The sequence below is a fragment of the Herbaspirillum sp. LeCh32-8 genome (genome assembly GCF_017814915.1).
Lineage (GTDB): Bacteria > Pseudomonadota > Gammaproteobacteria > Burkholderiales > Burkholderiaceae_D > Herbaspirillum.
Map to the genome: position 1 here is coordinate 39,526 of NZ_JAGIPZ010000014.1, position 20,415 is coordinate 59,940.

The 20,415-nt window shown below is 63.4% G+C and carries 18 protein-coding genes and 1 tRNA gene; 9 read left to right on the top strand and 10 right to left on the bottom strand.

Going from position 1 to position 20,415, the window contains the following annotated elements:
• Positions 1–81 precede the first annotated feature (81 nt).
• The 7 genes from J8I26_RS19875 to dinB all read left to right on the top strand — a co-directional run bounded on the left by J8I26_RS19875 (position 82) and on the right by dinB (position 8,040).
• A complete protein-coding gene (locus J8I26_RS19875; RefSeq protein ID WP_209608846.1) occupies positions 82–2,160 on the top strand; it encodes a UvrD-helicase domain-containing protein in 2,079 nt (692 codons plus the stop codon).
• Positions 2,161–2,444: 284 nt separating this feature from the next.
• Positions 2,445–3,251 carry a basic amino acid ABC transporter substrate-binding protein gene (locus J8I26_RS19880; protein ID WP_209608847.1) on the top strand — a complete coding sequence of 269 codons (807 nt, stop codon included), beginning with the start codon at positions 2,445–2,447 and terminating at the stop codon, positions 3,249–3,251.
• A 275-nt stretch (positions 3,252–3,526) separates the two neighbouring features.
• Positions 3,527–4,333, top strand: a complete 807-nt coding sequence (locus tag J8I26_RS19885) for a basic amino acid ABC transporter substrate-binding protein (protein ID WP_209608848.1) — start codon at positions 3,527–3,529, stop codon at positions 4,331–4,333.
• Between the two features lie 234 nt (positions 4,334–4,567).
• The gene (locus tag J8I26_RS19890) at positions 4,568–5,311 is read left to right on the top strand and encodes an amino acid ABC transporter permease (RefSeq protein WP_209608849.1); all 744 of its coding nucleotides are present in this window, start codon (positions 4,568–4,570) and stop codon (positions 5,309–5,311) included.
• Between the two features lie 51 nt (positions 5,312–5,362).
• Positions 5,363–6,643, top strand: a complete 1,281-nt coding sequence (locus J8I26_RS19895; RefSeq protein WP_209608850.1) for a TIGR03862 family flavoprotein — start codon at positions 5,363–5,365, stop codon at positions 6,641–6,643.
• A complete protein-coding gene (locus tag J8I26_RS19900; RefSeq protein WP_209608851.1) occupies positions 6,640–6,849 on the top strand; it encodes a SlyX family protein in 210 nt (69 codons plus the stop codon). The genes J8I26_RS19895 and J8I26_RS19900 overlap by 4 nt, the downstream gene beginning before the upstream one ends.
• A 33-nt stretch (positions 6,850–6,882) precedes the next feature.
• Positions 6,883–8,040, top strand: a complete 1,158-nt coding sequence (gene dinB / locus J8I26_RS19905) for a DNA polymerase IV (protein ID WP_209608852.1) — start codon at positions 6,883–6,885, stop codon at positions 8,038–8,040.
• Between the two features lie 30 nt (positions 8,041–8,070).
• Here the strand turns inward: dinB and yddG are convergent, their stop codons facing one another.
• Complete coding sequence (gene yddG / locus J8I26_RS19910) at positions 8,071–9,006, bottom strand: aromatic amino acid DMT transporter YddG (RefSeq protein WP_209608853.1); 936 nt, start codon at positions 9,004–9,006, stop codon at positions 8,071–8,073.
• Positions 9,007–9,267: 261 nt separating this feature from the next.
• Between yddG and J8I26_RS19915 the strand changes: the two genes are divergently transcribed.
• Positions 9,268–10,194 (top strand): recombination-associated protein RdgC, encoded by a 927-nt coding sequence (locus J8I26_RS19915; RefSeq protein ID WP_209608854.1) that lies wholly within the window; start codon positions 9,268–9,270, stop codon positions 10,192–10,194.
• Positions 10,195–10,294: 100 nt separating this feature from the next.
• On the opposite strand, the gene J8I26_RS19920 is transcribed toward J8I26_RS19915, so the two are convergent.
• Entirely contained in the window at positions 10,295–10,966 is a 672-nt protein-coding gene (locus J8I26_RS19920) for a TetR/AcrR family transcriptional regulator (protein ID WP_209608855.1), read from the bottom strand.
• Between the two features lie 338 nt (positions 10,967–11,304).
• Between J8I26_RS19920 and fusA the strand changes: the two genes are divergently transcribed.
• Entirely contained in the window at positions 11,305–13,410 is a 2,106-nt protein-coding gene (gene fusA / locus J8I26_RS19925; RefSeq protein ID WP_209608856.1) for an elongation factor G, read from the top strand.
• 129 nt (positions 13,411–13,539) lie between these two features.
• On the opposite strand, the gene J8I26_RS19930 is transcribed toward fusA, so the two are convergent.
• From J8I26_RS19930 to J8I26_RS19965, 8 genes are all read right to left on the bottom strand, one after another.
• Positions 13,540–13,616: transfer RNA gene (locus J8I26_RS19930), tRNA-Asp, on the bottom strand.
• Positions 13,617–13,740: 124 nt separating this feature from the next.
• Entirely contained in the window at positions 13,741–14,334 is a 594-nt protein-coding gene (locus J8I26_RS19935; RefSeq protein ID WP_209608857.1) for a nitroreductase family protein, read from the bottom strand.
• Between the two features lie 372 nt (positions 14,335–14,706).
• Positions 14,707–16,107, bottom strand: a complete 1,401-nt coding sequence (mnmE, locus tag J8I26_RS19940; protein ID WP_209608858.1) for a tRNA uridine-5-carboxymethylaminomethyl(34) synthesis GTPase MnmE — start codon at positions 16,105–16,107, stop codon at positions 14,707–14,709.
• A gap of 172 nt (positions 16,108–16,279) precedes the next feature.
• Positions 16,280–17,980: a membrane protein insertase YidC gene (gene yidC, locus J8I26_RS19945; RefSeq protein ID WP_209608859.1), complete on the bottom strand. Its 1,701-nt coding sequence runs from the start codon at positions 17,978–17,980 to the stop codon at positions 16,280–16,282.
• Positions 17,981–17,996: 16 nt separating this feature from the next.
• Positions 17,997–18,323, bottom strand: a complete 327-nt coding sequence (yidD, locus tag J8I26_RS19950; RefSeq protein ID WP_209608860.1) for a membrane protein insertion efficiency factor YidD — start codon at positions 18,321–18,323, stop codon at positions 17,997–17,999.
• A gap of 6 nt (positions 18,324–18,329) precedes the next feature.
• On the bottom strand, positions 18,330–18,734 hold the full coding sequence (gene rnpA / locus J8I26_RS19955; protein ID WP_209608861.1) for a ribonuclease P protein component: 405 nt from the start codon (positions 18,732–18,734) through the stop codon (positions 18,330–18,332).
• Positions 18,735–18,759: 25 nt separating this feature from the next.
• Complete coding sequence (rpmH, locus tag J8I26_RS19960) at positions 18,760–18,897, bottom strand: 50S ribosomal protein L34 (RefSeq protein WP_006461360.1); 138 nt, start codon at positions 18,895–18,897, stop codon at positions 18,760–18,762.
• A gap of 945 nt (positions 18,898–19,842) precedes the next feature.
• Positions 19,843–20,340: a hypothetical protein gene (locus J8I26_RS19965; protein ID WP_209608862.1), complete on the bottom strand. Its 498-nt coding sequence runs from the start codon at positions 20,338–20,340 to the stop codon at positions 19,843–19,845.
• Between the last annotated feature and the right edge of the window lie 75 nt (positions 20,341–20,415).

Sequence of the window (20,415 nt, forward strand, 5' to 3'; positions counted from 1 at the left end):
GACGCCTTCGTGTGGCAATTGTCCCACATCGCGGCTGATACAATGGCGCGTTTTTCCCTGCCCTCCTGATCCTCGATCCGAATGTCCGCTCCCTCCTTCGGGCTGAACAAGCCGCAAAGCGAAGCCGTCCACTACATGGCCGGCCCCTGCCTGGTGCTGGCCGGCGCCGGCTCGGGCAAGACGCGCGTGATCACGCAGAAGATCGCCCACCTGATCGAGAACTGCGGCTACGAATCGAGGAACATCGCGGCGCTGACCTTCACCAACAAGGCCGCGCTGGAAATGCAGGAACGCATCGCCAAGCTGCTGAAGGATCCCAAGCAGGCCAAGCACCTGACGGTGTCGACCTTCCACTCGCTGGGGGTGAAAATACTGCGCCAGGAGTCCAAGCATCTGGGGTTGAAGGATCGCTTTTCAATCATGGACAGCGACGATTGTTTTTCCCTGGTGCAAGAACTGGCGGTGACCACCGACAAGGCCATCATCCGCGGCATCCAGAATTCCATCTCGCTGTGGAAGAACGGCCTGGTCGATCCCGAGGTCGCGTTGAAGAGCGCGCAGACCGAAGACGAGGCGCAGGCCGCGCGCATCTTCCGCAGCTACGTGGCCACCCTGAAGGCCTACCAGGCGGTCGACTTCGACGACCTGATCCGGCTGCCGGTGGAGCTGTTCCAGTCCAATGAAGAAGTGCGCGACCGCTGGCAGCGCAAGCTGCGCTACCTGCTCATCGACGAATACCAGGACACCAACACCTGCCAGTACGAACTGGTGAAGCTGCTGGTGACCGGCGTGGGCAAGAAGCCCATGTTCACCGCGGTGGGCGACGACGACCAGGCCATCTACGCCTGGCGCGGCGCCACCATCGAGAACCTGAAGCTGCTGGGCGTGGATTTTCCCAACCTGCACCTGATCAAGCTGGAGCAAAACTACCGCTCCAGCACGCGCATCCTGCAGGCGGCCAACGCGGTGATTTCCAACAACCCCAAGCTGTTCGACAAGACCTTGTGGTCCGAGCACGGCCTGGGCGATCCGATCTCGGTGATGGCGATGGACGATGAAGAATCCGAAGCCGACCAGATCGCCATTTCCCTCTCGGCGCACCGCTTCGAGCGGCGCGCCAAGTTCGCCGACTACGCCATCCTGTACCGCGGCAACCACCAGGCGCGCATCCTCGAAAAAGCGCTGCGCCGCGAACGCATTCCCTACGTGATGTCGGGCGGCCAGAGCTACTTCGACCGCGCCGAGATCAAGGACATCATCGCCTACCTGCGCCTGATCGCGAACCAGGACGACGACCCCGCCTTCATCCGCGCGGTGACCACGCCGCGCCGCGGCGTCGGCCAGGCCACACTGGAGGTGCTGGGCACGCTGGCCGGCCAGTGGCAGTGCTCGCTGTTCGAGGCGGTCTACAAGGGCGGCCTGGAAGACAAGCTGACCGACCGCCAGCTGCTGCCGCTGCGCAAGTTCTGCGACTTCATCAACTCGCTGGAGTCGCGCGCGACCCGCCCCGGCCCCTCGGGCAGCGGCGAGAACGCGGGCAAGGTGCTGGACGACATGATGGAAGCCATCAACTACGAGTTCTACCTCTACGACAGCTTCGAGGAGCGCGCGGCGCAGGCGCGCTGGCAGAACGTGGTGGACTTCACCAACTGGTTGAAAGAACGCGCCTGCGGCGGACGCGATCGCGACGGCGAGGAAAAGAACCTGCTCGAGATCACCCAGATGGTGGCGCTGATGAGCATGCTGGAAGGCAAGGACGAAGAGCAGGACGCGGTGCGCATGTCGACGCTGCACGCCTCCAAGGGACTGGAGTTTCCGCACGTGTTCCTGGTCGGCGTGGAAGAAGGCATCCTGCCACACAAGGGCGACCCCGACACGCCGCCGGACGCGGCCGCAGCGCGCGTGGAGGAAGAGCGCCGCCTGATGTACGTCGGCATCACGCGTGCGCAGCGCTCGCTGCACATCTCCTGGTGCAAGCGCCGCAAGCGCGCCAAGGAAATCATCGAGTGCCAGATCTCGCGCTTCGTGAAAGAGATGCGACTGGATGAAGGCACCGCGATCCCGCTGGAAGAGGAAAAGATCACGCCGCAGGCGCGCCTGGCCAACCTGAAGGCGCTGCTGGCCAAACCCAAGCCGGCGCCCGATCCCGATCCGGCCTGAGGGCAAGGGCTTGCGCACAAAGATTTCCGCTTTCACAACTTTGCCCGCACTTTTCTCCGGCCAACGGCGGTGATTGCGGCGAAAACGTGGTTTCGGCGGAATTTATTTACGGATTTCACCCGCAATTGCCCGCCTGCGCGGCTCAGCGGTTTACAATCTCGCCTGCAAAAAAATCGCAGAGTTTCAAACAAGAAATATTCGTCGCCGCATCCTGCAGTGCGCTGATGCAGTCCACCGCGGCCGGCTGCGATTCAATCAACCATTCAACCTAGGAACGCCTGAAGATGATCAAGATGTTTTCCCGCTACGCCCGCGCGCTGGCGCTGACCGCCGGCTTCGTCGGCATGCTGGGCCTGGCCGCCTGCGGCAAGCAGGAAGAGAAGGCCGCCGCGCCGCAAGCCGCGGCCCAGCCGCGCGTCTACCTGGTCGGCGTGGAGTCGGCCTATGCACCGTTCTCCTCGGAAAACGAACAGAAGACCGTGGTCGGTTTCGACATCGACGTCATGAAGGCGCTGGCCAAGAAGATCGGCATCGAAGTGAAGTTCGTGCCGACCCCGTTCGAGAGCATCTTCAACTCGCTGGCGCAGGGCGACCTGGACCTGCTGATCTCGGCCATCACCATCACCGACGAGCGCAAGAAGTCGGTCAGCTTCTCCGATCCGTACTTCGTGGCGACCCAGGCCATCGCCGTGCCGGCCGCTGACACCAAGGTCACCAAGATGGGCGACCTGAAGACCCTGACCGTGGGCACCCAGAGCGGCACCTCCGGCGACGAGCTGGTGCAGCAGGTGCTGGGCCAGAACAGCGCCAAGATCAAGCGCTTCGAATCGACCCCGCTGGCGCTGAAGGAACTGGAAGGCGGCGGCGTGGATGCGGTCGTGGCCGACGAGCCGGTGGTGAAGAACTACATCGCCAACAACCCCAACAGCAAGCTGCGCACCGTCAACGACAGCACCTTCCCGAAGGAAGACTACGGCATCGCCGTGCGCAAGGACGATCCGGAACTGCTGGCCAAGGTCAACAAGGCGCTGGCCGAGATGAAGGCTGACGGCAGCTTCGCCGCCATCAGCGCGCAGTACTTCGGCAAGTAAGCCGAGCCCCTTCGGCGCATCGCTCCGCGCCGCGCAACACCCTCGACAGGCCTTGTCTCAACGACAAGGCCTGTTTGCTTTGGGCGGGCCATTCGATGGATTCAAAGGGGATTCTCGTCGACCGGCGGCGCTGCGCTGGTAGCTTTTCAGGATTAACCAAGGATCTGCAGTAGCTGCAGCCGAGAACGATTGTTCCGCCGGCAATGCGTGTGAGAATGCCGCGCGACTGCCGCCGGCGGTCCGCCGCCTCCATCGTCTTCCGGGAGTCCAACGCCATGTCCGCCACCATCACCCGCTTCACCCTGCCTCTGTTGCTGCTGTGCGCCGCCCTGTTGAGCGCCTGCGACAAATCGTCCCCTGCGCCTTCTTCCTCGCCTGCCGCCGCCGCGCAGGCGCAGCAGGTCTATCGCGTCGGCACGGACGCCGCCTATGCGCCGATGGAGATGATGGTCGACGGCAAGCAGCCGACCGGTTTCGACATCGACCTGATGAGCGCCATTGCAGAACGCGGCGGCTTTCGTATCGAGTTCATCAACACGCCGTTCGAAAGCATCTTCAATTCGCTGCTGCAGGGCGACCGCGACCTGCTGATTTCCGCCATCACGATCACGCCCGAACGCCTGCGCAGCGTCAGCTTTTCCGAGCCCTATTTCGAAGCGCGTCAACTAATCGTCACCGTCGGCGGGCAACTGCGCGTGCGCGGCGCAGGAGACTTGTCCGGATTGAAAGTCGGCGTACAAAGCGCCACCACCGGCGACATCGCCATGCAAAAACTGCTGGGCCGCAACAACACGGCGATCCGCCGCTTCGAGTCGATGCCGCTGGCGCTGGCCGAACTGACGGCCGGCGGCGTCGACGCGGTGGTCGGCGATGAGGCGGTGGTGCGGCATTTCATCGCCGGCAGCAAGGGTGCCGGGCCGGCCTACCGCATCGTCGCCGACGACAACTTCGGTAAGGAGTATTACGGCATCGCCGTGCGCCCCGGCGACCAGGCGCTGCTGGAGCGCATCAACCGCGGCCTGGCGGCGGTGCGCGCGGACGGCACCTACGAGCGCATCCGCGCGCGCTATTTCGGCTCATAAGGCTGCCCCTTCCGGAGCGCCCGCCCCTGCTCCGACGCCCCCCTGCGGGGAATGCCGCCGCGCGCCGGGCGTTGCCAAACGCCACGCTCGGTGGCCGCGACGCTTTACCTGACCCACCCCGCCATATAAACTAACGCCCGCGCAGGAACGCCATCGGCCTTTCCACGGCCGCCGACCCGCTCGCATGCAGCCGGTCCGGCAGCAGCGTTCCTTTCCCCACTCCTTGAGTTCACCATGGATTTTCGCTGGAGCATCATCCAGGGCTACGCCCCTCTGTTTGCCAAAGGCCTGGTCGCGACCATACAGGTATCGCTGATCGGCATCGTGATCGGCACCGTGATCGGCCTGCTGGTGGGCATGCTGCGGCTGTCCACTGTGGCCCACGGCCCGTGGCGCTGGCCGCTGCGCATCGCGCGCTGGATCGCCGGCTTTTACGTCGCCTTCTTCCGCGGCACCCCGCTGTTCGTGCAGATCATGCTGATCCACTTCGCGCTGATGCCGATGCTGGTGCATCCCGAACACGGCCTGATCATCTCGGGCGAGCTGGCGCGCGTGATCAAGCAGGACTACGGCGCCTTCCTGTCGGGCACGGTGGCGCTGTCGCTCAATGCCGGCGCTTATATTTCGGAAATCTTCCGCGCCGGCATCCAATCCATCGAGCGCGGCCAGTCGTACGCCGCCGCCAGCCTGGGCATGAACTACGGCCTGACGATGCGCTATGTGGTGCTGCCGCAGGCTTTTCGCCGCATGCTGCCGCCGCTGGGCAACGAAGCCATCACCCTGCTCAAGGATTCCTCGCTGGTCTCTGCCATCGGCCTGGCCGAACTGGCCTATGCCGCGCGCACCGTGGCCGGCACCTATGCCCGCTACTGGGAACCGTACATCACCATCTCGGTGGTCTACTTCTCCATGACCATCCTCCTGGCGCTGCTGGTGTCGCGCTTGGAAAACAAGTACAGCGCGCCGCATCGCCGCTGATCCTTCCGATATCGCAAGACCGCGCGCAACGTTATCATTGCGCGCATGACCATGACGCAGAACCTCCCCACCCTTTCCCCCGGCGCGCGCGTGGCCGTGATCGGCGCCGGCCCGGCCGGCCTGATGGCGGCCGAAGTGCTGGCGCAGCACGGCGCGGCCGTGGATGTGTACGACGCCATGCCCTCGGCCGGACGCAAGTTCCTGCTGGCCGGTCGCGGCGGCATGAACATCACCCACTCCGAGCCGCAGCCGGATTTCCTGCCGCGCTACGGCGAGCGCCGCGAACAGCTGGCGCCCTTCATCCGCCGCTTCGACTCGGACCGCCTGCGCGCATGGATTCATGAACTTGGCATCGAGACCTTCGTCGGCAGCTCCGGGCGCGTGTTCCCGCGCGAGATGAAAGCCGCCCCGCTGTTGCGCGCCTGGCTGCATCGCCTGCGCGACACCGGCGTGCGCTTCCACACGCGGCACCGCTGGCTGGGCTGGAACGAAAGCGGCGCGCTGTGCCTGCAAACGCCCGACGGCGAAATCGCCGTACAGGCCGATGCCGTGGTGCTGGCCCTGGGCGGCGCCAGCTGGCCGCGCCTGGGTTCCGACGGCGCCTGGGCGCCGCTGCTGCAGGACAAGCAAGTGGGCGTGGCGCCGCTGCAGCCGTCCAACTGCGGCTTCGAGCTGGCCTGGAGCGAACACTTCCGCGAGCGCTTTGCCGGTGAACCGGTCAAGCCGGTGGTGGCCAGCGTGACGCTGCCCAATGGCGACATGGCCAACCGCCGCGGCGAATTCATCGTCACCGCCGAAGGCATCGAGGGCAGCCTGGTGTACGCTCTGTCGGCAGGTCTGCGCGACGCCATCGCCGCCGACGGCCAGGCACGCCTTTACCTCGATTTGCTGCCGGACTGGACGCTGGAAAAAGTGCACGCCGAGCTGGCCCATCCGCGTGGCGCGCGCTCGATGTCCAGCCACCTGCAAAGCCGTCTGCACCTGAAGGGCGTGAAGGCCGGCCTGCTGCGCGAAATCGTCAGCAAGGACGACTTTGCCGACGCCACCAAACTGGCGCGCGCCATCAAGGCGCTGCCGCTGACGCTGCTGCGCACGCGCCCGATCGCGGAAGCCATCAGCACCGACGGGGGCGTCAGCTTCGAGGCGCTGGACGACGCCCTGATGCTGCGCGCCCTGCCCGGCGTGTTCTGCGCCGGCGAAATGCTGGACTGGGAAGCGCCCACCGGCGGCTATCTGCTGACGGCGTGCTTCGCCACCGGCCGCGCCGCCGGCGCCGGTGTATTACACTGGCTGTCCGCAGAAAAACGGCCGCAAGAGGAGCCCAGCAAGTGAGCAGCGAAGAACGCATCATCGACATCGAAATGAAGCTGGCGCACCAGGAACACCTGGTCGACGAGCTCAACCAGACCGTGTACCGCCAGCAAAAGAAGATCGAAGAGCTGGAGCTGCTGCTGGGCGCGCTGGCCAAGCGTTTCCGCGAACTCTCGGACACCAGCCAGGACCGCGCCCCGGCCAACGAGAAGCCGCCGCACTACTGAGCACCGGCGCCTGCGCAGCCCAGCATTTCTTCCATGAATTCCGCCCGCCGCATCGCCCACATCGACATGGATGCGTTCTTCGCGTCCTGTGAGCTGTCGCAGTACCCCGAGCTGCGCGGCCAGGCGATGGTGGTGGCGGGCAGGCAAAGCCACGCGCCGCGCCGGCGCGAAGACGGCAGCCTGGAGTTCTCCCGCCTGCGCGACTATGTCGGCCGCGGCGTATTGACCACGGCGACCTACGAGGCGCGCGCACTGGGCGTGCATTCGGCCATGCCCGCCATGAAGGCGGCTCGACTGGCGCCGGATGCGGTGCTGCTGCCGGTCAACTTCGAGCTCTACCGCAAGTATTCCCGCCTGTTCAAGGACGCCATCCGTTCCATCAGCCCGGTCATCGAAGACATCGGCATCGATGAGGTCTACGCCGACGTCTCCATGCTCGACGACAGCTCGGAGGCGATCGCGCGCCTGCTCAAGGCAGCGGTCTTCGACGCTACCCAGCTCACCTGCTCGGTGGGTATCGCCCCCAACAAGCTGCTGGCCAAGCTGTCTTCCGACATGCAGAAGCCGGACGGCTTCACCATCATCGAACCGGGCGACCTGCCGTTGAAGATCTGGCCCATGCCGGCCAGCAAGATCAATGGCATCGGCCCCAAGGCCAGCCAACGGCTACAGGCGCTGGGTATTCACACCATCGGCGAGCTGGCGGCCTGCGAGGAAGCCTGGCTGGTGGAGCAATTCGGCCGCAGCTACGGCAGCTGGCTGTACCGGGTCTCGCATGGGCTGGACGAGCGTCCGGTAGTAACCCACAGCGAACCGGTATCGATGAGCCGCGAAACCACCTTCGAGCGCGACCTGCATGCGGTGAGGGACAAGGCTGAACTGGGCGCGGTGTTCACACGCCTGTGCGAACAGCTTGCGGCGGACCTGGTGCGCAAGAACTATCACTGCCGCAAGCTCGGCATCAAGCTACGCTTTGACGACTTCAAGACGGTGACGCGCGACATCACCCTGAGCGAGCCGACCTGGGATGCGGCGGCGATCCGCAGCGCGGCCGGCAAGTGCCTCAAGCGCATCGACCTGGGCCGCTCGATCCGCCTGCTCGGCGTCAAGGCCGGCAGCTTGCAGCGGCCGGAAGAAACGGAATCGGGCACGGCCGGTGCGCATCAGTTCTCGCTCGATTTCTCCCCTTAAGCGCCGTCGCGGACAAGTCGCGAGATGGCGTCAGCCTTCGGCGGCCGCCTGCTGTTCGGACGCCTTGGTCGCCTTGGAAACCTTCTTTGCACGCGTCGCCAGCCAACACAGAATGGAGCCCGCGCATACCAGGCACGCGCCCACCCAGAACGACTTCGGCAGCGGCGCATGCAGCAGCACCGCGGACAGCGCCGACGAGAACACCGGGATGAAATAGGACGCGCCGGCCAGCACGGTCACGTTGCCGTGCAGAATGCCGACGTTCCAGGCGGCGTAACCAAACCCCATGGCCGCGGCCGCCAGCAGCAGGTAAACCATTGCGGGCATGCTGAACGTCATTTCACCGACATGCCCGCCGAGGAAGAACTTCAGCCACAAGGTCGCCGCCACCATCATGAAGAAGGCGGTGACGCCATTCTTGCCCTTGGCCATGTTGGCGGTCACGGTGCAATACGCCGCCCAGATGACGGCGCCGGCGAAGGCCAGGCCGTAGCTCAGGGGATTGTCCTGGATGTTGGCCAGCATGCCCGCCAGGTCCAGCCCCTGATCGCCGCCCAGCACCCAGCAGATGCCAAGCATGGACAGGATGAAGCCGGGCGCCACCAGCAGGTTGGCCTTCTGCTTGCTGAAGGCGATCGCCGAGATCAGCGTGAAAGTGGGCCAGAGGTAATTGACCATGCCGACCTCGATCGCCTGGCGGCCGGTGTTGGCGTAGCCGATCGACAGCGACAGGCACAGCTCATACGCCACGAACAGCACGCTGCCCCAGAGCAGATACTTGCGCGGGAAGCTGCTCAGCCTGGGAAAGCCCACCGACAGCACCAGGAACACCGAGGCCACGGTATAGATGGCGGCGGCGCCGCCGGTGGCACCCAGGTATTCGCTCACGCCGCGGATCAGGCCGACGATGGCGCTCCAGAGGACGACGGCGGTGAGTCCGATCAGGGTGGCTTGTTTGCTGTTCATTCGTTGTTCAATTCAAGTTTCGATAGGGCCGCAGTGATGTCGGAATGACGAGGCGGGCCCGGTTTGCCGCAGCGCAGGGTAACGCAATGCGGCCCGGCATGGCGGCGTGCACCTGGTGCTGCCAAGGCGACATCGCGCCTGCATGTTCTCGCAGGTTCCCATGGCAACGACGCGGGGCCAAATTATCCCCAGACATGGACAATCCGACATCGCTTGCCCGATGACGGGCGTGTAGAATAATCCCTTTTGCCCCGGAACGTTATGTGGTTTAAGAACCTCCAGATTTACCGACTGCCCGCACCGTGGGCGGTCAGCGCCGACGAGCTCGAATCCCATCTCGCCCCGCAGGCCTTCACCGCCTGCCCCAGCCTGGAAATGCAAAGCCAGGGTTGGGTCTCGCCGCGCGGCAACGAAAAGCTGGTGCATGTGGTCAACCGCCAGCTGCTGCTCAAGCTCGATACCGAGAAGAAGCTGCTGCCCTCCTCCGTGATCAACCAGGTCACCAAGGCGCGCGCCGCCGAGCTGGAAGAACAGCAAGGCTTCCCGCCGGGCCGCAAGCAAACCAAGGAATTGAAGGAACAGATCACCGACGAACTGCTGCCGCGCGCGTTTTCCGTGGTGCGCAGCACCTGGGTATGGATCGACCCGGTCAACGGCTGGCTGCTGGTGGATGCCGGCAGCGCCGGCAAGGCCGAGGAAGTGCTGAAGCTGCTGTTCAAGGCGATCCCGAAGTTCCCGCTGGAAAACCTGCGCACCGCCATGTCGCCGGGCGCCGCCATGACGGACTGGCTGGTCAGCGACGAAGCGCCGAACGGCTTCACCGTCGACCAGGACACCGAGCTGCGCTCCACTGCGGAAAGCAAGGCCACCGTGCGCTACGTGCGCCACACGCTGGAAGCGGACGATATCCGCCGCCACATCGAAGCCGGCAAGCAGTGCACGCGCCTGGCGCTGACCTGGGCCGACAAGGTGTCCTTCGTGCTGACCGAGAACCTGTCGGTCAAGCGCATCGCGCCGCTGGATGTGTTGAAGGAAGACGCCGACCTGACCGGCAAGAACGACGACGAGCGTTTCGACGGCGACTTCATGCTGATGAGCGGCGAGCTGGCCAAGCTGCTGGCGGCGCTGGTCGACGCACTGGGCGGTCAGCTGAAGGAGAACGACGGCACCATGGCCAAGGCGGCTTGATGCCGACCTGAGGTCAGGCTGGAGCGAATGCTTCGGCATCCGATAAAAAAAACGGGAGCTTCGGCTCCCGTTTTTTTATTGTCCAACGCCGCCGGCGACCTCAGGCGGCGCGCACCTTGCGCACGGTCGCCGGCGCGGTCGGCCGGCGGGCGGTCAGGACGCTCTCCAGCGGCAGCATCGCGTGTTGCAGCGTAGCCGTCAGGCGTGCGCTGGAAATACCGTCGCGCGCGCCCAGCGCCATGCCGTTCAGGAAGTTGGTATAGAAATCACCCAGCGCGGTGACGTCGGCGTCGGCGCGGATTTCTCCGTCGCGCTGCGCCTGCTGCAGGCGCGCCCGGATCTCGTTGCGGCGCTTGTGGCGACGCTGCGACAGCGCATCGCTGTGTTCGGCATTCTCCGGCGCGCAGTTGATTGCCGAGATCACCACCATGCATCCCTTGCCGACCGGCAAGCCGGGCGTGCCGCTTTTGCCGGCATACATGCGCACGCTGGCGCGCAGCATGGCGTAGAGATCCTCATAAATGCCGTTGCCGGCCTGCAATTGCCGCAGCGGCTCGGCGCTGACGGTGCGCGAATAAAAGTCGACGGCTTCGCGAAACAAGGCATTCTTGTCGCCGAAGGCCGCATACAGGCTGGGCGCCTTCACGCCGATGGCCTCGGTCAGGTCGGCCATGGTGGTGCCTTCATAGCCCTTGCTCCAGAAGACCTGCATGGCCTGTTGCAGCGCCTGGTCGCGGTCAAAGCTGCGCGGACGGCCGCGTGTTCGTATCATCGGTATCCTTTGTGGACGCAATCCCGTCCGTTGGTGCACCGCAGGTGGCCGTGCCGATTTGCGGAGGTGTTACCCGCAGGGATAATGGATTTGTCAGGCAGTGTAGTTTATTTTAATCTGCATTACAAAAATATCGCTGCCTGCTCTTGAAGAAAGTCCGCTACGTTCCTATTATCTAATCCTCGTTACATAAATGTGGCGAGAATGGCGATAAGCAAGAGCGCGCCGTCAAGCTGAATCAAGGCCGGACCAGCATCCGAATTGCATTGCCGACAACCATCACCGTTCAATCCACGCTCCAGCGGGAGCACCAACGGCACCCATCGAAAGGATATGCCATGAGCCGCAAGACCCGAATAGAAAACTACCGCAACATCGGTATCAGCGCCCACATCGACGCAGGCAAGACCACGACCACCGAGCGCATTCTTTTTTATACGGGCGTGAACCACAAGATCGGCGAAGTGCATAACGGTGCGGCCACCATGGACTGGATGGAGCAGGAACAGGAACGCGGCATCACCATCACCTCGGCCGCCACCACTGCCTTCTGGAAGGGCATGGCCGGCAATTATCCCGAGCATCGCATCAACATCATCGACACCCCGGGCCACGTCGACTTCACCATCGAAGTCGAACGCTCGATGCGCGTGCTGGACGGCGCGGTGATGGTGTACGACTCGGTGGGCGGCGTGCAGCCGCAGTCCGAGACCGTCTGGCGCCAGGCCAACAAGTACAAGGTGCCGCGCATCGCCTTCGTCAACAAGATGGATCGCATCGGCGCCGACTTCTTCCGCGTGCAAAAGCAGATCGTCGAGCGCCTGAAGGGCAACGCCGTGCCGATCCAGATTCCGGTCGGCGCCGAGGACCATTTCTCCGGCGTGATCGACCTGGTGAAGATGAAGGCCATCATCTGGGATGATGCCAGCCAGGGCGTGCTGTTCAAGTACGAAGACATTCCGGCCGAGCTGGAGGACACCGCACGCCAGTGGCGCGACAACATGGTCGAGCAGGCTGCCGAGGCCAGCGAGGAGCTGCTGGAGAAATACCTGTCCGGCAATCCGCTGTCCGAAGAGGACATCAAGCACGGCCTGCGCCTGCGCACCGTGGCCGGCGAGATCGTGCCGATGCTGGCCGGCAGCGCGTTCAAGAACAAGGGCGTGCAGGCGATGCTGGATGCGGTGATCGACTATCTGCCCTCGCCCATCGACGTGCCGGCCATTGCCGGCCATGCCGAGGACGACAGCGAGATCGAGCGCCATCCGTCGGACGAGGAGCCGTTCTCGGCGCTCGCCTTCAAGATCATGACCGACCCATTTGTGGGCCAGCTGACCTTCTTCCGCGTGTACTCCGGCATCGTCAACTCGGGCGATGCGGTCTACAACCCGCTCAAGGGCAAGAAGGAACGCCTGGGCCGCATCCTGCAGATGCACGCCAACGAGCGCAAGGAGATCAAGGAAGTGTTCGCCGGCGACATCGCCGCCGCCGTGGGCCTGAAGGACGTGACCACCGGCGACACGCTGTCCGATCCGGAGCATCCGATCATCCTGGAACGCATGGTGTTCCCGGAGCCGGTGATCTCGCAGGCGGTGGAGCCGAAGACCAAGGCCGACCAGGAGAAGATGGGCATCGCCCTGAACCGCCTGGCGCAAGAGGACCCGTCCTTCCGCGTGCATACCGACGAGGAATCGGGCCAGACCATCATGTCCGGCATGGGTGAGCTGCACCTGGAAATCCTGGTGGACCGCATGAAGCGCGAGTTCAACGTGGAAGCCACGGTGGGCAAGCCGCAGGTGGCCTATCGCGAGGCGATCCGCAAGGGCGTGGAAGATGTCGAGGGCAAGTTCGTCAAGCAGTCCGGCGGACGCGGCCAATACGGCCACGTGGTGATCAAGCTGGAGCCGCAGCCGGCCGGCAAGGGCTATGAGTTCGTCGATGCGATCAAGGGCGGCGTGGTGCCGCGCGAATTCATCCCGGCGGTCGACAAGGGCATCCAGGAGTCGCTGAAGTCGGGCATCCTGGCCGGCTATCCGGTGGTGGACGTGAAGGCGACGCTGACCTTCGGCTCCTACCACGATGTCGACTCCAACGAAAACGCGTTCCGCATGGCCGGCTCGATGGCCTTCAAGGAAGCGATGAAGCGCGCCGGCCCGATCCTGCTGGAGCCGATGATGCAGGTCGAAGTGGAAACGCCCGAAGAGTTCATGGGCAACGTGATGGGCGACCTGTCGTCCCGCCGCGGCATGGTGCAGGGCATGGAAGACATGGTGGGCGGCGGCAAGCTGGTGCGCGCCGAGGTGCCGCTGTCAGAGATGTTCGGCTACTCGACCACGCTGCGTTCGCTGTCACAGGGCCGCGCGACCTACTCGATGGAGTTCAAGCACTACGCCGAGGCGCCGCGCCAGGTGGTGGACCAACTGACCGGCAGCAAGGGCAAGGGCTGATTCTCCCGCGCCAATGAAAAGGCCGGCGCATCTGCAAGGATGCGCCGGCTTTTTTCTTTCCTTGTGTGCCGCGAACGCTGCGCAGAAAGAAAAACGCCCGCTCAACTTGCGTTGAACAGGCGTTTTATTTGGCGGAGCGGACGGGGCTCGAACCCGCGACCCCCGGCGTGACAGGCCGGTATTCTAACCAACTGAACTACCACTCCTAAATCGTCTTCAGCGGAACTGCTCTTGCTGAAAGACCGCTATTCTATAAGAGCCTTTTTTAAAAAGCCAGTACTTTGTAGCGGTTTTTGCGAAAATATTTACATCGAGGCGCAAAGCCCGGTCTCAGGCCTTGAATTTGCCTTCGAAAGCCAGCTTGGACAGCGGTTCGCGGGGGCTGGGCAGCTCGCGCGCCTGCAGGCCTTCGGGCAGGATGGACTTGTCGCCCAGCTTGCCGATGGCGACCATGGCTTCCACCGAGAATTCGGCCGGCACGTTCAGTTCGGTGCGGGCCTTTTCCTTATCGAAGCCGGCCATGCCGTGCGCATGCCAACCGGAGATGCTGGCTTGCAGGGCCATGTAGCCCCAGGCCGAACCGGTGTCGAAGGAGTGGGTCGGGGCCGGCACGGCTTCGGAGGCGCCCGGCGGGACCATCACGGTACGTGACAGAACCACGATCAGCACCGACGCCTTCTCGGCCCAGCCGCGGTTGAATTCGTTCAGCAGGCCCAACAGGCTGTTCCATGCCGGCGTGCCGCGACGCGCGAACACGAAGCGCCAGGGTTGCGCGTTGTAGGCCGAAGGCGCCCAGCGTGCCGCTTCCAGGAAGGTCAGCACGGTCTCTTCCGAAATATCGGCGCCGGTGTAGGCGCGCGGCGACCAGCGGTTGATGAAATGCGGATCGATCGGATAGTCGGCTGCGCGCGGATTGGAAGACATGCTTGCTCCTGTGGATGAGATTCGGGAAAGCGGCATCTTAGCAGCGCGGGATTTTTCTTGCTGGCGGCGGCGCGCTGTCGACGCCGCGGTAACTCGAGCGTGCCGCGCGCAAGTCTGCGGCTAAAAGAGCAGACATAAAAAAGCCCGCGCACCTTGCGGCGGCGGGCTAAATCCAATTCTCAGGGGTGATGAATTGGAGGGGGAGGACCTTCAGAATAACCACGCCCTCCTCATGCCTCCAACGTTTTTACACGCTGTAACATCCCTCGCGAAGATTTATCAACTGATCAAGCCTTTGCGGCGAAGTGCTAACGTTTTGTTACGCGCATCAGCGCCCTGTCAGCCCGGCGACATGTCGCCCGATGCCGACACTCACTTGCCGATACAGAAGCGCGAGAAAATCACGCCCAGCAGATCGTCCGGCGTGAACTTGCCGGTGATGCCGGACAAACGCTCCTGCGCCAGGCGCAGTTCCTCGGCGAACAGATCCAGCGCATGGTCGCCGGCTTCGTTGTCGAGCGCAGCATGCGCGGCGGCGTGCTCGAGATGCTCGCCCGCTGCCTTCAGCGCCAGCAGGTGGCGCTCGCGCGCGAGGTAGCGCGACTCCACCGTCTGCTGCCAGCCGGCGATGCGCAGCAGCTCGCCGCGCAGCAGGTCCACGCCCTGCCCTTCCGCGGCCGAGATGTAGACGTGCGTGGCGTCGGGCATCTCGTCCACTGCGGGCTTGTGGCCGGAGCGGTCAATCTTGTTCCAGATGCGGATGATGGGCACGCCGTCGGGGAAGCGCGCGGTGATCTTTTCGTCTTCCAGCGTGGGGCCGCGATCGGCGTCCAGCATGTGCAGGATGACGTCGGCCTTGGCGACTTCAGCCCAGGTGCGTTCGATGCCGATGCGCTCGACCTCGTCGGGGCCGCTGCCGTCCTCCCCCGCTTCGCGGATACCGGCGGTGTCGATGATGTTCAGCGGCATGCCTTCGATCTGGATGGTCTGCGTGACCTTGTCGCGCGTGGTGCCGGCGATCGGAGTCACGATGGCCACGTCAGCGCCGGACAGCGCGTTGAGCAGCGAGGACTTGCCGACATTGGGCTTGCCCGCCAACACGGCATTGAGGCCGTCGCGCAGCAATGCGCCCTGGGCTGCGTGCTTGAAGACGTCGTCCAGCGTGGCGCGGATCTTCGCGAGCTGGCCGCGCGCGTCGGATTGCTTGAGGAAGTCGATCTCCTCTTCCGGAAAATCGAGCGTGGCTTCGACCAGCATGCGCAGGCTGGTGACTTGCTCCACCAGTTCGTGGATCACTTTGGAGAAGGCGCCCGACAGCGATTCGGAGGCCGACTTGGCGGCCGCCTCGGTGGTGGCTTCGATCAGGTCGGCCACGGCCTCGGCCTGGGCCAGGTCGATCTTGTCGTTCAGGAAGGCGCGCTGGGTGAACTCGCCCGGCTCGGCCATGCGCAGGCCGATCTCTGCGCCCGCTTCCAGGCAACGCGCCAGCAGCATCTGCATCACCACCGGGCCGCCGTGGCCCTGCAGCTCCAGCACGTCTTCGCCGGTATAGGAATGCGGCGCGGGGAAATGAATCGCCAGGCCCTGGTCAATGACGCTGCCGTCTTCACGGCGGAACGGCAGGTAGGTGGCGTGGCGCGGCTGCAGGCTGTCGCGGCCGCACAGGGCGGCGATCAGCGGCGCCAGGTTCTTGCCCGACAGGCGAACCACGCCGATGCCGCCGCGTCCGGGTGCGGTGGCGATGGCGGCGATGGGAGAAGAGTCGAAGGTCATGATGCGGATATCTTGTTGTCGTTTTGAATATGGCCGGCCGCGCATGCGCGCAGAGGCAAGGCTCAATGTTAAGGCCTGTGAAGAAACTCCGATCGAAAAAAAACCCGTGAATTCCACGGGTTCTTTTTTGCTCGCCGATCCCGGCAAACGGGATCGGCGGGAGCGGCAGGGATTACTTGGTCTTGCCGCTCTCGATGTTCTTGGTGATCACCCATTGCTGCGCGATCGACAGGATGTTGTTGGTCACCCAGTACAGCACCAGGCCGGACGGGAAGAAGAAGAACATGAACGAGAACACCAGCGGCATGAACATCATCACCTTGGCCTGGACCGGGTCCGGCGGGGTCGGGTTCAGCTTGGTTTGCAGGAACATCGAACCGGCCATGATGATCGGCAACAGACCGACCGGCATGTTGAAGTACGGAATGGTGCCGAACAGCGTATCCGGGGCGGTCAGGTCATGGATCCAGCCCAGCCACGGCGCGCCGCGCATTTCAACCGATGCCAGCAGCACCCAGTACAGCGAGATGAACACCGGGATCTGGATCGCGATGGGCAGGCAGCCGCCCAGCGGGTTGATCTTCTCGGTCTTGTACATCGCCATCATTTCGCGGTTCATCGCCTGCGGATCGCCCTTGTGACGCTCGCGGATGGCCTGCATACGCGGCGCGACCGCCTTCATCTTGGCCATGCTGCGGTACGACGCGGCCGACAACGGGAAGAAGATCAGCTTGATCAGCACGGTCAGCAGGATGATGGTCCAGCCCCAGTTGCCGACGATGGCGTGGATGTGGGTCATCAGCCAGAAGATCGGCTTGGCGATCAGGGTCAGCCAACCGTAGTCCTTGACCAGCTCCAGGCCGGGGGCGACGGATTCCAGCACCTTCGACTCTTGCGGGCCGGAGTACAGCTTGGCGTCCATGGTCACCGAAGCGCCGGCGGCGACTTCACCCATCGGGATGATCGAGGCCACGCTGAACAGATTGGGCTTGACCTGCTCGGTCACGATGCTGCGGGTCTTGCCTTGCGGCGGCACGAAGGCCGACACGAAGTAGTGCTGCACCAGCGCAATCCAGCCGTTGTCGGCCTGCTTGGCGTGCTCGGCCTTGCCTTCGGCGATCTTCTCGAAGGTCATCTTCTCGAACTTGTTGGATTCGGTGTAGACGGCCGGACCGGTGAAGGTGCTGTAGAAGTGCGACTCGCCGCCCGGCTTGTTGCCGTCACGCAGCAGTTGCAGGTACAGCGACGGATTGATCGCCGCAGCGGTGCCGTTGGTCACGGTGTGCTTGACGTCGATCAGGTAGCTACCGCGGGTGAAGGTGAAGGTCTTGGTCAGCTTCACGCCGCCTTGATCAGCCTCCAACACCAGCTGCACTTCGTTGCCGTTGTCCAGGGTGCGCGCGCCCGGCTTGGCCGTGAACAGCGACTTGTGGTTGGGGAAGGTGCCGCCGGTCAGGCCGGTTTCAGCCAGGTACACATGGCCGGCGCCGGAGTCGAACAGCACCAGGTTCTTGCTGGGGTCGACCACGTCGCGCTGGTTCAGCAGTTCCAAACGCTTGAGCTCGCCGCCGACGGTGTCGAAGTCAGCCTTGACCACGTCGGTGGTGATGGTGATGGTTTCACCCTTGGCGGCAGCGGCGTCGGTGGCCGGCAGTGCGGCGGCGCCGGCCGGGGCCGGAGTGCCTGCCTGCGGCACCGGCGAACCGGTCGGGCTGGCGGTCGGGGCTGCCGGGTTGGCGGCGGCCTGCTCCTGAGTCTGGTTAGCCGACGGGAAGAACATCGACTGATGTCCGTTATGGCGCATCCAGCCATCCCACAGCAGCAGCAGGGAGAAGGAGAATACAACCCACAGGACGGTACGTTTGATATCCATATGCGTATTGATTAGTTCAGGAGTGGCTGCAACCGTCAGCGGCCACAGTGGGAGAAACTCGCGCAGAGGTACGCTGCGACGAAGAATTCGGGGAAACGGGAGAAGCGTTGGACGGCGCCGATGCCTCCGGCGAACCCGGCACCGGATCGAGGCCGCCGGGATGCCATGGATGGCATTTGCACAGGCGCTTGCCGGCCAGGAGACTACCCTTGAACGCGCCGTGCAGGCGCACGGCCTCGGCGGCGTAGTCGGAACAGCTGGGATAGAAACGGCAATTCTGCCCGAGGAACGGGCTCACTCCCAGCTTGTAGGCGCGTAACAGCAGGAGCAAAGGCGTTTTCATCACTTCCTATTTCCTGGCAAACGCTGGCGCGTTCGTCAAAAAGGCGAACAGCTGCGCCAGTTCGGCGTTCAAGGCCGCCTTCAGGGCGGCATTGGTGGCCGGATCGCTTTTGGCGTTGACCGGGCGCGACAGGCGCACGATACAGTCGACCTCAGGCAGCAACGCCTGGCGGAACAGTTCGCGCGTGGCGCGCTTGATCGTGTTGCGGGTCACCGCGCGCGGCGCGAAACGCTTGGCTGCGACAACGCCCAGGCGGGCCTGAGGCAGACTGTTGCGACGCGCATACAACACGAAATGCTCCGTGCGATGGACGGGGCGCAAACGAAAAACGGATGAAAATTCATCCGTTTTAACGATTCGCCGATCGCGTGGGAAGTTGCCAGGTTGAAGCTGTGAACGAACGTCCGTCACACGAAACGGCTGCGCAAAGCCCGGCTTAAACTGCAGCCAGACGCTTGCGGCCCTTGGCGCGGCGAGCGTTGATCACGGCACGGCCGCCACGGGTTGCCATACGGGCGCGGAAACCATGGGTACGCTTGCGACGCACGACGGAGGGTTGGTAAGTACGTTTCATGTTGGACTCGCTTAGTTGGGCTGCCTATTCAGCAAACAGCAAAAATAAATCGGAATTCTGGAACTGCCTTCAGTGTGCCCGTTCCGTATCATCGATGCCCCTGCCGCCCGTATCCCCGGCAGCCCCTGCATCGCTGACACCATTTGTCGGTCCGGTCTGGACCCGCTTCGTCTCTTGTCTTTTTACGCCCACTAAGTTCGTAGTCCGACTTGCCTGAAGCTGAAACAGCACTGCGACGGCACCGTGCGCAATTCTTCAGATGGTGAACCCTGAATTAGACTGCATTTTCCACTTACCTGTCAATGACTTATGGGCTTCGGGACAGCCTTTGCATGCGTTCTTCGTCGGTTTGAGCAACGGAACGTGGCGGATTTGCCATGCAACGGGACAAGCCTGCCGGAAAGTTTTCATTCAGGCATCACCCCGCCGCCTCGCCGCGCACGAAAGACGCCAGCGCGAAAAAGATGCCTGCCGGCAAGATGTGCGGATACCGGCAAAACCGGCTGCAAAAAAATGCGGCGATCCATACCGGCCATCTCCCCCAACGCCCTCGATATGATTTAAAGAATTTCCGCCGACCGGCCACTTCCAACCGCTCCTCGCAGACCGCAATGTTGCGCATGCCGCGCATATGCTCATGCGAAAAACCTGCGTCGCGCATTCGATGTGACAGGCGATGAGGCCGAACAACAACACTCGGCGACATCGCAAGCCCGGCAGTTACAAAAAATATTCAGTGCATTTTCCAGCTTACGAACGGCAAGCCGCACATCAGGTATGCACGCCCGCTCGCCTTCTCCACGCTGCGGGCGTCCGGGCCGTGCGGCATGCCGGGCCGCGTGCCAAAACTTATCGCCGGATCCGCAGCGCAAGTTTTTCCCTATCTGGCACGATTCCAGCTATAACTGAAGCGAGGGAGAGGGGGACGTCGCGGCGCCAAGACATTCACCGTGCTGCGGCATGCGGCGCATACGGCCGCCGGCAACGGCAGAAGCGGCGGCCACCCGCGCCGGGCTGAAGAAAGCACCAGACGGCGCGAGAAAAATACAGAAGGAAAACACCATTGTCGCGCCGATTTCCCCCGATGGCCATCAGGGTTTTCACCATGGCGCGCTGCTCAAAAATAGCGCACTGTGAAGTCAACCGTGGCGCCTCGCTGCACATTGAAAGAGCATGGGGAGGAGAGATCATCTTCACGTAATCCGATATGCCGTCGCGCAGCGTTGTGCCAGCGCTTTGCCCATTCCTGCAAGAAGGCCGGCAAAACGAACGGTGTTTGCAGTTACGCGAAAATAAATCCGACCTATGCTGAAACAAAACAGGTGCGATTCGCTCAGTAGCTGAAAGAGAAAAAGGAATAGAATAAAAACGAGATTTTTTGCATCGCGCTGTGATGCTACGGCTTTCAAAGAGCACTTCGGCAATGACGCTTTCCAGAGTCACCGACGCGTTCTTTGATAACCGCAGATGGCAAGTCCAAACAACTAGATTCTGTTTCGTATTTTCGTTGCGACGGAG

Excerpts from the sequence above, each read along its gene's own strand:
- J8I26_RS19915 (WP_209608854.1), top strand. The coding sequence starts at position 9,268 with ATGTGGTTTAAGAACCTCCAGATTTACCGACTGCCCGCACCGTGGGCG.
- J8I26_RS19895 (WP_209608850.1), top strand. The coding sequence starts at position 5,363 with ATGACGCAGAACCTCCCCACCCTTTCCCCCGGCGCGCGCGTGGCCGTG.
- yidD (WP_209608860.1), bottom strand. The coding sequence starts at position 18,323 with ATGAAAACGCCTTTGCTCCTGCTGTTACGCGCCTACAAGCTGGGAGTG.
- yidC (WP_209608859.1), bottom strand. The coding sequence starts at position 17,980 with ATGGATATCAAACGTACCGTCCTGTGGGTTGTATTCTCCTTCTCCCTG.
- J8I26_RS19920 (WP_209608855.1), bottom strand. The coding sequence starts at position 10,966 with ATGATACGAACACGCGGCCGTCCGCGCAGCTTTGACCGCGACCAGGCG.
- J8I26_RS19875 (WP_209608846.1), top strand. The coding sequence starts at position 82 with ATGTCCGCTCCCTCCTTCGGGCTGAACAAGCCGCAAAGCGAAGCCGTC.
- J8I26_RS19935 (WP_209608857.1), bottom strand. The coding sequence starts at position 14,334 with ATGTCTTCCAATCCGCGCGCAGCCGACTATCCGATCGATCCGCATTTC.
- yddG (WP_209608853.1), bottom strand. The coding sequence starts at position 9,006 with ATGAACAGCAAACAAGCCACCCTGATCGGACTCACCGCCGTCGTCCTC.
- fusA (WP_209608856.1), top strand. The coding sequence starts at position 11,305 with ATGAGCCGCAAGACCCGAATAGAAAACTACCGCAACATCGGTATCAGC.
- dinB (WP_209608852.1), top strand. The coding sequence starts at position 6,883 with ATGAATTCCGCCCGCCGCATCGCCCACATCGACATGGATGCGTTCTTC.
- mnmE (WP_209608858.1), bottom strand. The coding sequence starts at position 16,107 with ATGACCTTCGACTCTTCTCCCATCGCCGCCATCGCCACCGCACCCGGA.
- J8I26_RS19890 (WP_209608849.1), top strand. The coding sequence starts at position 4,568 with ATGGATTTTCGCTGGAGCATCATCCAGGGCTACGCCCCTCTGTTTGCC.
- rpmH (WP_006461360.1), bottom strand. The coding sequence starts at position 18,897 with ATGAAACGTACTTACCAACCCTCCGTCGTGCGTCGCAAGCGTACCCAT.
- J8I26_RS19880 (WP_209608847.1), top strand. The coding sequence starts at position 2,445 with ATGATCAAGATGTTTTCCCGCTACGCCCGCGCGCTGGCGCTGACCGCC.
- J8I26_RS19885 (WP_209608848.1), top strand. The coding sequence starts at position 3,527 with ATGTCCGCCACCATCACCCGCTTCACCCTGCCTCTGTTGCTGCTGTGC.